This window comes from Lichenifustis flavocetrariae (assembly GCF_026130545.1).
GTDB classification, from domain to species: Bacteria; Pseudomonadota; Alphaproteobacteria; order Rhizobiales; family Beijerinckiaceae; genus Lichenihabitans; species Lichenihabitans flavocetrariae.
The window spans coordinates 20,708-29,228 of the sequence record NZ_JAMOIM010000050.1 but is presented as its reverse complement, the minus strand read 5'-3'; the positions used below and the strand labels follow the sequence as shown (position 1 = coordinate 29,228).

8 protein-coding genes and 2 pseudogenes are annotated in these 8,521 nt (G+C 66.4%); 4 read left to right on the top strand and 6 right to left on the bottom strand.

What is annotated here, in order from left to right:
- Window positions 1–246: 246 nt before the first annotated feature.
- The 4 genes and pseudogenes from M8523_RS31680 to M8523_RS31665 form a co-directional block, all read right to left on the bottom strand.
- The gene (locus M8523_RS31680; protein WP_282588837.1) at window positions 247–1,488 is read right to left on the bottom strand and encodes a multidrug effflux MFS transporter; all 1,242 of its coding nucleotides are present in this window, start codon (window positions 1,486–1,488) and stop codon (window positions 247–249) included.
- Between the two features lie 10 nt (window positions 1,489–1,498).
- Window positions 1,499–2,257 (bottom strand): glucose 1-dehydrogenase, encoded by a 759-nt coding sequence (locus M8523_RS31675; RefSeq protein ID WP_282588836.1) that lies wholly within the window; start codon window positions 2,255–2,257, stop codon window positions 1,499–1,501.
- A 211-nt stretch (window positions 2,258–2,468) separates the two neighbouring features.
- Window positions 2,469–2,525, bottom strand: a pseudogene (locus M8523_RS31670) (hypothetical protein); the annotation flags it as partial.
- A gap of 5 nt (window positions 2,526–2,530) precedes the next feature.
- Complete coding sequence (locus M8523_RS31665) at window positions 2,531–2,794, bottom strand: cupin domain-containing protein (protein WP_282588835.1); 264 nt, start codon at window positions 2,792–2,794, stop codon at window positions 2,531–2,533.
- 104 nt (window positions 2,795–2,898) lie between these two features.
- On the opposite strand from M8523_RS31665, the gene M8523_RS31660 reads away from it, so the two are divergent.
- Entirely contained in the window at window positions 2,899–3,798 is a 900-nt protein-coding gene (locus tag M8523_RS31660) for a LysR family transcriptional regulator (RefSeq protein ID WP_282588834.1), read from the top strand.
- A gap of 334 nt (window positions 3,799–4,132) precedes the next feature.
- Here the strand turns inward: M8523_RS31660 and M8523_RS31655 are convergent, their stop codons facing one another.
- Both M8523_RS31655 and M8523_RS36955 read right to left on the bottom strand, forming a co-directional pair.
- A complete protein-coding gene (locus tag M8523_RS31655) occupies window positions 4,133–4,465 on the bottom strand; it encodes a LysR substrate-binding domain-containing protein (RefSeq protein ID WP_282588833.1) in 333 nt (110 codons plus the stop codon).
- A pseudogene (locus M8523_RS36955) lies at window positions 4,462–4,733 on the bottom strand (LysR family transcriptional regulator). Before M8523_RS36955 ends, M8523_RS31655 begins: the two are co-directional and overlap by 4 nt.
- Before the next feature lie 198 nt (window positions 4,734–4,931).
- Here M8523_RS36955 and M8523_RS31645 point away from each other — a divergent pair.
- Genes M8523_RS31645 through M8523_RS31635 form a run of 3 tightly spaced genes read left to right on the top strand, consistent with a single transcriptional unit; the run spans window position 4,932 to window position 8,444 of the window.
- Window positions 4,932–6,626 (top strand): GMC family oxidoreductase, encoded by a 1,695-nt coding sequence (locus tag M8523_RS31645; protein ID WP_282588831.1) that lies wholly within the window; start codon window positions 4,932–4,934, stop codon window positions 6,624–6,626.
- Window positions 6,623–7,024 (top strand): CoA transferase, encoded by a 402-nt coding sequence (locus M8523_RS36620; protein ID WP_345894344.1) that lies wholly within the window; start codon window positions 6,623–6,625, stop codon window positions 7,022–7,024. Before M8523_RS31645 ends, M8523_RS36620 begins: the two co-directional genes overlap by 4 nt.
- Complete coding sequence (locus tag M8523_RS31635) at window positions 6,918–8,444, top strand: hybrid sensor histidine kinase/response regulator (protein ID WP_345894343.1); 1,527 nt, start codon at window positions 6,918–6,920, stop codon at window positions 8,442–8,444. The genes M8523_RS36620 and M8523_RS31635 overlap by 107 nt, the downstream gene beginning before the upstream one ends.
- Window positions 8,445–8,521 lie beyond the last annotated feature (77 nt).

The following is an 8,521-nucleotide window of genomic DNA, read 5'->3' as shown; positions in this document are numbered from 1 at the left end:
CTGGCTGGGGAACCCGTCCACGCCATGGACATCGCCGCCATGGCGGCGATCCTGGTCGGGGTCGGCGTCCTGCAATCGGGACGTCGTACCACGGCAAAGGGTCTCAAATCCGTTTGCCTGCCTTTGCTGCGCTGATGGATGCACCTCTCCATCGGGGACCGCAGAGGTGTCGCCGCTTAAGGTACTTGCGGCAAGGGCCGACGTAAGCAGAAGGTCGCCGCCGAGGTGCTCGTATCCTCGGTAGGATCATGTCGCCTCGTAGACATCGGCGGATCGGCTGAACGAGATGGCCGACACGGTCCGAGCGCAAAGTAGAGTGCCGATGCCGCCCACCCCGACGACAAGGCCCATCGGCCAAGCCGTACCGTCGGCGAACGTCCCGACCAAGGCGGAGCCCAGGATGCCGCCGCCGTACTGGAACGCGCCGAACAGGGCGGAGACCGCGCCGGCTTGCTTGGGGAAGTCCGCCAAGGCCCCGGCAGCCGCATTGCCGGCGATCAGGCCGGTCGTGGCCACGAAGACGAACATTGGAACCGCCAAGCCCGCGAGGCCGCCCCAGCCGGTCTGGGCCGTGACGGCGAGGACCACCGAAGCCAGCGCGGCGCCCGTGGCTCCCCACAGCAACAGGCGGTCGCTCCCGATCCGCGCCACAAGACGCCCGTTGAGGGTGCTCGTCACCATGATGCCGACGATGCCGGCGCCGAACAGCAGGCCGTAGAGCTGCGGCGGGAGGTGATGGATGGTGATGTAGGCGAAGGGCGAGGCCGCGATGTAGCCGAAGGTGCCGCCGAAGAAGCAGCCCGCCGCCCCGGCGTAGGCGAGCAGCCGCCGATGGTGGAACAACTGGCCGTATTCGGCGAAAGCCCGTGAGAGCGGCTCCGTGCTGCGGCGGCTCGGTGTCAGCGTCTCCTCCAGCGTGGACAGCGCGGCGAGGGTCGCCATGCCGATGCCGACCAGCGTGAAGAAAATCGCCCGCCATCCCGCGAACGCCAGGATCTCGCCGCCGACCAGCGGTCCCACCAGCGGTGCGATGGCCATGATGGCGATCAGCGTCGACATCATCCGCGCCGCCTGCGCCCCGGCGTAGAGGTCGCGCACCATGGCCCGGGCCAGGACGACGCTGGCCGAGGCACCCAGGGCCTGGACGACCCGCCAGCCGATCAGGGCGGAAGCGCTTCCCGACAGCGCGCACCCGGCAGACCCGATCAGGAACAGCACCAGCCCCGCCGCGACGGGGCCACGCCTGCCATGTCGGTCGCTGATCGGTCCCCAGAACAGCTGGCCCAGGCTGAACCCGATCAGGTAGCTGGAGATCGTCAGCTCGACCGTACCCACGTCCGCCCGCAGCGCCGTGGCCATGGTGGGGATGGCCGGCAGGAACAGGTCGGTCGAGATCGAGGCGAAGCCCATGAGGGTGCTCAGGATCGCCAGGACGCGCCAGCCTTGCCGAACCTCGGGCTGGTCACGAAAAGAGGCATGGAGGGGCATTCCAGGCGCCTCAGTGGGCCACGAAGCCGCCGTCAACCGGCAGGGCCACGCCGAGCACCATGCTGGCGCCGGGGCTGCACAGCCAGAGCACGGCGGCCGCGACCTCCTCAGGCCGTCCCGCGCGACCGATCGGCTGGTCCTTGAGGAACTCGTTCATGGCCGCCGGATCGATGCCGTCGCCCATGGGCGTGTCGATGCAGCCGGGGCACACGGCGTTGATCCGGATGTTCTCCTTTGCCACATCGAGGGCGGCGCTCTTGGTCAGGCCGATCACGCCGTGCTTGGTCGCGTGGTAGGCGGCCCGCCCCGGCAGGCCGACAAGGCCGCCCAGGGACGAGCAGTTCACGATGGCGCCGCCGCGCTGCTTCTTCATCTGGAGGAGTTCGTGCTTCATGAAGGTCCAGATGCCACGCAGGTTGACCGCGCTGACCTCGTCGAAGCCCTCGGCGGTCTCTTCCGACATGGGACACATCGGCCCCAGGATGCCGGCGTTGTTGTACGCCATGTCCAACCGCCCGAAGACCGTGACCGTGCGCTCGACGGCCGCACCGGCCTGAGCCTCGTCGCTCACGTCGCAGGTGACGGCAATGGCCTTGTGGCCCGCCGCTGTGAGTGCCTCGACGGCTGCGCTCAACGCCTTTTCGTTGCGGTCGACCAGGGCGACGGCGGCGCCGGATCGAGCGAACGCTTGGGCCGTGGCGAGGCCGATGCCGGTGCTGGCGCCCGTGACGAGCGCGACCTGGCCGGCGAAGTCGTATGTCGGGTTCATGGGATGTCCGGTCGGGAGAATTTGATGGAGGGACGGCGCCGTGCGGCGCAGGCGGCGAACCCGCTATTGAGCGGGTCGTAGCCGGGCTGCTTGTAGAGGGTGCCCAAGATCGGGAGGATGTCCGGCCGGTAGACCCGCTCGACCCACTCCGCTTGCGGTCCTCGCCGACGTCCGCCGCCGCCACGATGGCCTTAGTGACGGCCTCCGCAATTGCGGACTTCTGGGCCTCGGAACGGCCCGATGCGAGCTTGACGATGACGTGCGGCATGGCCGTCAGGCTACGAACTGTTCGTCGGTCACATGCTCCAACCAGTCGACCGGGCTGCCGCTCAGCTTCTCCTGGATGGCAATGTGGGTCATGGCCGTGGTCGGGGCGGCCCCGTGCCAGTGCTTCTCGCTCGGCTCGAACGTGACCAGCGCCATGCCGACGCGGGCCGGTTCGGGCGGGTTGTTCAGGGGATCGATCCAGACAATGCCGGTGAACCAGTCGGCCGGCTCCTTGCCGGACGCCTGGGAGCCGCTGCGCTTGATGTCCATGACGTCGCCCTCGGTGCATGCGAGTTGATGACCCCAATGTAACGCCAGGACCGCCTTGCGATTAGTCGCTCAAGGCCACATACGGTCATAAGGTGGACTTCTGAATGGCGAACGAGAACCTCAACGACCTGTCGGCCTTCCTGGCGGTCGCGCGCGAGCGGAACTTCACCCGCGCCGCAGCCAAGCTCGGCGTTTCGCAATCAGCGCTGAGCCAGACCGTGCGCGGCCTGGAGGCCCGGCTAGGCCTTCGACTCCTCACGCGCACGACCCGCAGCGTCGCCCCGACCGATGCGGGCGAACGCCTGCTGCGGACCATCGGTCCCCGGATCGACGACATCCAGGCGGAACTCGCCGGGATGAGCGAGCTGCGCGAGAAGCCGGCGGGCACCATCCGGATCAGCGCCGACGAGCACGCGGCCAGCATGGTCCTGTGGCCCGCCCTGGAGCGGTTCCTGGCGGACTATCCCGACATCAACGTGGAGATCGTGGTCGACAACGGCCTGATCGACATCGTGGCCGAACGGTTCGACGCCGGCGTTCGGGCGGGCGGCATCGTGGCGAAGGACATGATCGCCGTTCCCATCGGGCCCGAGATCAGGATGGTCGTGGTCGGGTCCCCCGCCTACCTCGCGAAGGCGCCGAAGCTCAAGGTCCCGCAGGACCTCACCGAGCACCGCTGCATCAACCTGCGCCTGCCGACCCATGGCGGGCTCTACGCGTGGGAGTTCGAGAAAGGCTCGCGGGAACTGAGGGTGCGGGTCGAGGGGCAACTGGCCTTCAACGATATCGGGCTGATGCTCAGCGCGGCTTTGGCCGGCTTTGGCTTGGCCTACCTGGCCCAAGATCAGGTGCAGCCGCACCTCGATGGCAGTCGTCTCGTCCAAGTCTTGGCCGATTGGTGTCCGCCGTACCCCGGCCATCACCTTTACTTCCCCAGTCGCCGGCAGCAATCCCCCGCCTTCGCGCTGCTGGTGGACGCACTTCGCTATAGGAAGCTTCGCTGACTTGAGACGCTTCGCTCCTTCGACAGGAGCGCCTCGATGCCTTAGTCGATCGTTGCCCAAATCCGAGCGATGGCTTGCAAGGCGAGATCGACGATCGGGTCGAGACGTCGGCGATGGAGGGTCACGAAGCTCATTGAAGCGCTCAGCGCCACCCGGTCCGCGATGACCAAGCCGTGGGTTTGCTGCTGTTCGAGCGCGATCGACTCGCGGCAGAGGCTCAGGCCAACCCCGTCCGCACCATCGCCAGCATGGAGGTTTCGTGGTCGACCAAGGCCACCACGTTCTGCCGCACGTCCAAACCGCCAAACACTACTGCCAGAAGCCGGTGGTGAACTTAATCGGGAGGCGTGCCGATCCAAGGCAATCCGGCAAGATCGATCCAATCATGACCGCGGACGAGTGCGCCGAGCGACGGCGGCGCCACGTCCCTGTAGTTTAGCCGCGCCAACTCCCGCACGTGGAACTCGGGTTCGCCGCAGGCAGAAGCGGTCCCGATGTCGCCCAGGTAGAAGCCGACGTCGAGTTCGTTTCGTCTCAGGCCGATTGGTACCTCGCCGCTCATGCCATGCCGAAGTTCCGTCTCGATGCCGGGGCCGCTCTCGACGACGGCCTTGAGGAACGATCCAAGTCTGGTGAACTCCGGGTCGACGACCGTTCCGATCCTCAACTTGCTCGCACCCGCGCGGTGAGGCTCTGGGCCGTCCGGTGGAAATCGCTCGCGGCTGCCAGGACCTGTTCGGCTTTCGCGGCGAGGAGAGCGCCATCGCAGGTCAGTTCGAGGCCGCTCGCCGAGCGGCGGAACAGCGCGATCCCCGTCTCCGCCACGAGTCTCTTCAGATGAAGGCTGATGGCAGGCTGCGTAAGGGGAGTCGCTCCGCTGCACGCGTGACGTTCCCCTCGCGCGCGACGGTCACGAAGGCCCGGAACGTCCTCATATCAGGCGCAGGTTCCATATGAGCAACGCTTATAATCATCTGAAGCGTTTGTCATTGGATCGGAGTGCGATCAGAGGATTACAATTCGGCAAAATGGGGAGGCTCGCTTGTGATCAGGGAGACGTCACGCTCGTTATATCAGGAGACGTCCCGAGCCGTCATGGCTTGCAGTCGCGCTCCGACTTATGAAGTCGGCCAATGAGTCGGGCCAATCCAGCCCTACCCGTCGACTCATTCGACTACATCGTTGTGGGAGCGGGGTCCGCAGGCTGTCTCCTGGCCAACCGTCTCAGTCGAGACCCCACGAGCCGGGTGCTCCTGCTGGAAGCAGGCCGGAAGGACAACCATCCCTGGATCCACATTCCGGTAGGATATCTTTACTGTATCGGCAATCCGCGAACGGACTGGCTGTTCAACACGGAGCCGGAAGCCGGGCTCAACGGCCGGTCGTTGCGGTATCCGCGTGGCAAGGCGCTCGGCGGCTGCTCGTCGATCAACGGCATGATCTACATGCGCGGCCAAGTGCGCGACTTCGACGACTGGGCCGCCTCCACGGGCGATGCGGCGTGGTCGTGGGACAACGTCCTGCCGGACTTCATGGCCCACGAGGACCACTACCGGCTCGACGACGGCGCCGATCCGGCGATGGGAGGAAACAGCCGCTTTTTCGACCTGCACGGTCACGGCGGCGAATGGCGCATCGAGAAACAGCGGCTGCGATGGGACATCCTTGAGGCCTTCGCCGATGCGGCGGTCGAGGCCGGCGTGCCACGGTCCGAGGACTTCAGCAGCAGCGACGAAGCGGGCGTCGGCTACTTCGAGGTCAACCAGAAGGCGGGATGGCGCTGGAATGCGTCGAAGGCCTTCCTACGTCCCGCCAGGAGACGTGCCAACCTCGTCGTCTGGACGGAATCGGAAGTCGAGCGGCTGCTCATCGAAGCGAGCGCGAGCGGGCGACGGCATTGCGCAGGCGTCGTCCTGCATCGAGGCGGCCGAAGCGTGACCGTCGCGGCTCGCCGAGAGGTGATCCTTTCGGCCGGCGCCATCGGGTCGCCGCAGATCCTGCAATTGTCAGGCGTCGGACCGGCGGCGCTCCTCGCCAAGCACGGGATCGACGTGGCGTTCGATCTGCCTGGGGTCGGCGAGAACCTCCAGGACCACCTTCAGATCCGAGCCGTGTTCAAGGTTGAGGGAGCCAAGACGCTCAACGTGCTCGCCGGTAGCCTTTTTGGTAAGGCGAAGATCGGGCTCGAATATGCCCTGCTGCGTAGCGGTCCGATGAGCATGTCGCCCTCCCAGCTCGGCGCATTCACCCGCTCGGACGCAAGCCGCCCTCATCCCAACCTCGAATACCACGTCCAACCGCTGAGCCTCGATGCCTTCGGTGAGCCGCTCCATACGATTCCCGCCTTCACCGCCAGCGTGTGCAACCTCAATCCAACCAGCCGGGGCAGCGTGCGCATTCGTTCGAACCGCCGTGGCGAGGCTCCGGCGATCGCGCCGAACTACCTGAGCACGGACGAGGATCGCAAGGTCGCGGCCGACAGCATCCGCCAGATCCGCGCCATTGTCTCGCAGCCCGCGCTGGCCCGGTACAAGCCCGTCGAATGGAAGCCCGGGGTGGAGTTCCAGACCGACGCCGAGTTGGCCAAGCTCGCCGGCGACATCGCCAGCACGATCTTCCATCCGGTGGGGACCACCCGGATGGGACGGGACGACGACAAGCTCGCCGTGGTCGACGGCCGCCTGCGCGTGCGTGGCATCGACGGCCTCCGCGTCGTCGACGCCGGCGTCATGCCGACGATTACCAGCGGCAACACCAGCGCGCCGACCATGATGATCGCTGAGAAGGCGGCGCGACTGATCCTCCAGGACGCTAGGGTGAACGCATGACGGATGCCATTCCCGATCGCGCGGCCCTGCCGCTCTTCGGCGTCAAGGTCGTCGACTTCGGCCAGCACATCGCCGGTCCGGCGGTCGCCATGATCCTGGGCGACCTCGGCGCGACAGTTGTGCACGTCGATCCGCCTTCGGGACCGCTATGTCCACGATGCCAAGGCCAGGACCTGGAGAGCGGAGCATACCGCGTTCGTGCGCAACGTCGCGGACCGCACTCGTGCCGCGATCGAGCGCCGGCTCGCCGAGGACCGGCTGCGGGACCTCAACGCCGACCTGGAACACCGCGTGGAGGAGCGGACGCGCGAGCGCGATCGCGTGTGGCGCAATTCCCAGGACCTGCTGGTCGTCATCGACCGAAGAGGCATGTTCCTGTCGGTGAGTCCGGTGGCTAAAAAGATCCTTGGCTGGTCGCCAGACGAGATGCTCGGGCTGACCGTATTCGATTTCGTCCATCCTGACGACTTGCGGTCCACGGGGCGCGCCCTCGACAAGGTCAAGGGCGATGCGCTTCCAACCTACCTCAATCGGTATCGCCGCAAGGACGGGACCTATCGCTGGATGTCCTGGGTGGCCGCGCCGGAGGACGAACTCATCTACGCCTATGGGCGCGACGTGACGGCCGAGAAGGAGAACACCGAGGCGCTTCACCTCGCCGAGGAGCAGCTTCGTCAAGCCCAGAAGATGGAGGCGGTCGGGCAGCTGACCGGAGGCGTCGCGCACGACTTCAACAACCTGCTGACCGTCATCCGATCGTCCGTCGACCTGCTGAAGCGCCCGAACCTCACCGAGGAACGACGGCTGCGCTATATCGAGGCTATCTCGGACACGACGACACGGGCTTCCAAGCTGACGGGCCAGTTGCTCGCTTTCGCGCGGCGTCAAGCGCTCAAGCCCGAGGTCTTCGACGTCGTGCGGAGCGTCGGGACGATCCGCGACATGGTCGGCACCCTTACGGGATCGCGAGTTCGCGTCGAGACCTCCGTCCCCGACCAGCCCTGCTACGTCGATGCCGATCCCAGCCAGTTCGACACCGCCCTGGTGAACCTTTCAGTCAATGCTCGCGATGCGATGGACGGCGAAGGCCAGCTCACGATCGCGGTGACGACGGCGACGAGCGTCCCCGCGATGCGATCGCAGCCTCCCATCGATGGGGATTTCGTGGTTGTCGCCTTGTCGGACACGGGCTCGGGCATCGCCGCGGCCGACCTGGAGCGGATCTTCGAACCCTTCTTCACGACCAAGGGCGTCGGCCAGGGAACCGGCCTTGGGCTCAGCCAAGTCATCGGGTTCGTCAAGCAGTCCGGCGGCGAGGTCACGGTCGAGAGCGAGGTGGGGCGAGGGACGACGTTCAGCCTCTATCTTCCGCGCACGTCGGAGCCGAGCGACGCGGTCGCCCATGGAACGGCGTCGGGCGCGTTGGTGGACGGCCACGGCGTACGCGTGCTAGTCGTCGAGGACAACGAGGACGTCGGCTCGTTCGCGACCCTGTCGCTCCAGGAACTGGGTTACGACACCCTCCTCGCGGCCAACGCCGAGGAGGCCCTCGGATTTTTGGCGAGTGAGCCGGACCGGTTCGACGTCGTGTTCTCCGACGTCGTCATGCCCGGCATGAACGGGATCGAACTCGGCCAAGAGATCCGACGACGGCACCCGAGGCTGCCGGTCTTCCTGACGTCCGGCTACAGCCACGTGCTCGCGCAGAACGGCACCTTCGGCTTCGAACTCCTGCAAAAGCCCTACTCCGTCGAGGACCTGTCCCGCGTGCTTCGCAAGGCCGTCGGTTGGCGACAGGCAACGCTCGCTCCGGCCTGAGCCTCGAACGACGCAAATGATCCTTCGATCGGTTTCTGCGGGCGTAGGGCGGCAGGAAACCTGTCCTTTACGCCGCC

What these genes read in the sequence shown, in the direction of transcription:
- M8523_RS31680 (WP_282588837.1), bottom strand. Translation starts at nt 1,488, where the DNA reads ATGCCCCTCCATGCCTCTTTTCGTGACCAGCCCGAGGTTCGGCAAGGC.
- M8523_RS31675 (WP_282588836.1), bottom strand. Translation starts at nt 2,257, where the DNA reads ATGAACCCGACATACGACTTCGCCGGCCAGGTCGCGCTCGTCACGGGC.
- M8523_RS31665 (WP_282588835.1), bottom strand. Translation starts at nt 2,794, where the DNA reads ATGGACATCAAGCGCAGCGGCTCCCAGGCGTCCGGCAAGGAGCCGGCC.
- M8523_RS31660 (WP_282588834.1), top strand. Translation starts at nt 2,899, where the DNA reads ATGGCGAACGAGAACCTCAACGACCTGTCGGCCTTCCTGGCGGTCGCG.
- M8523_RS31645 (WP_282588831.1), top strand. Translation starts at nt 4,932, where the DNA reads ATGAGTCGGGCCAATCCAGCCCTACCCGTCGACTCATTCGACTACATC.
- M8523_RS36620 (WP_345894344.1), top strand. Translation starts at nt 6,623, where the DNA reads ATGACGGATGCCATTCCCGATCGCGCGGCCCTGCCGCTCTTCGGCGTC.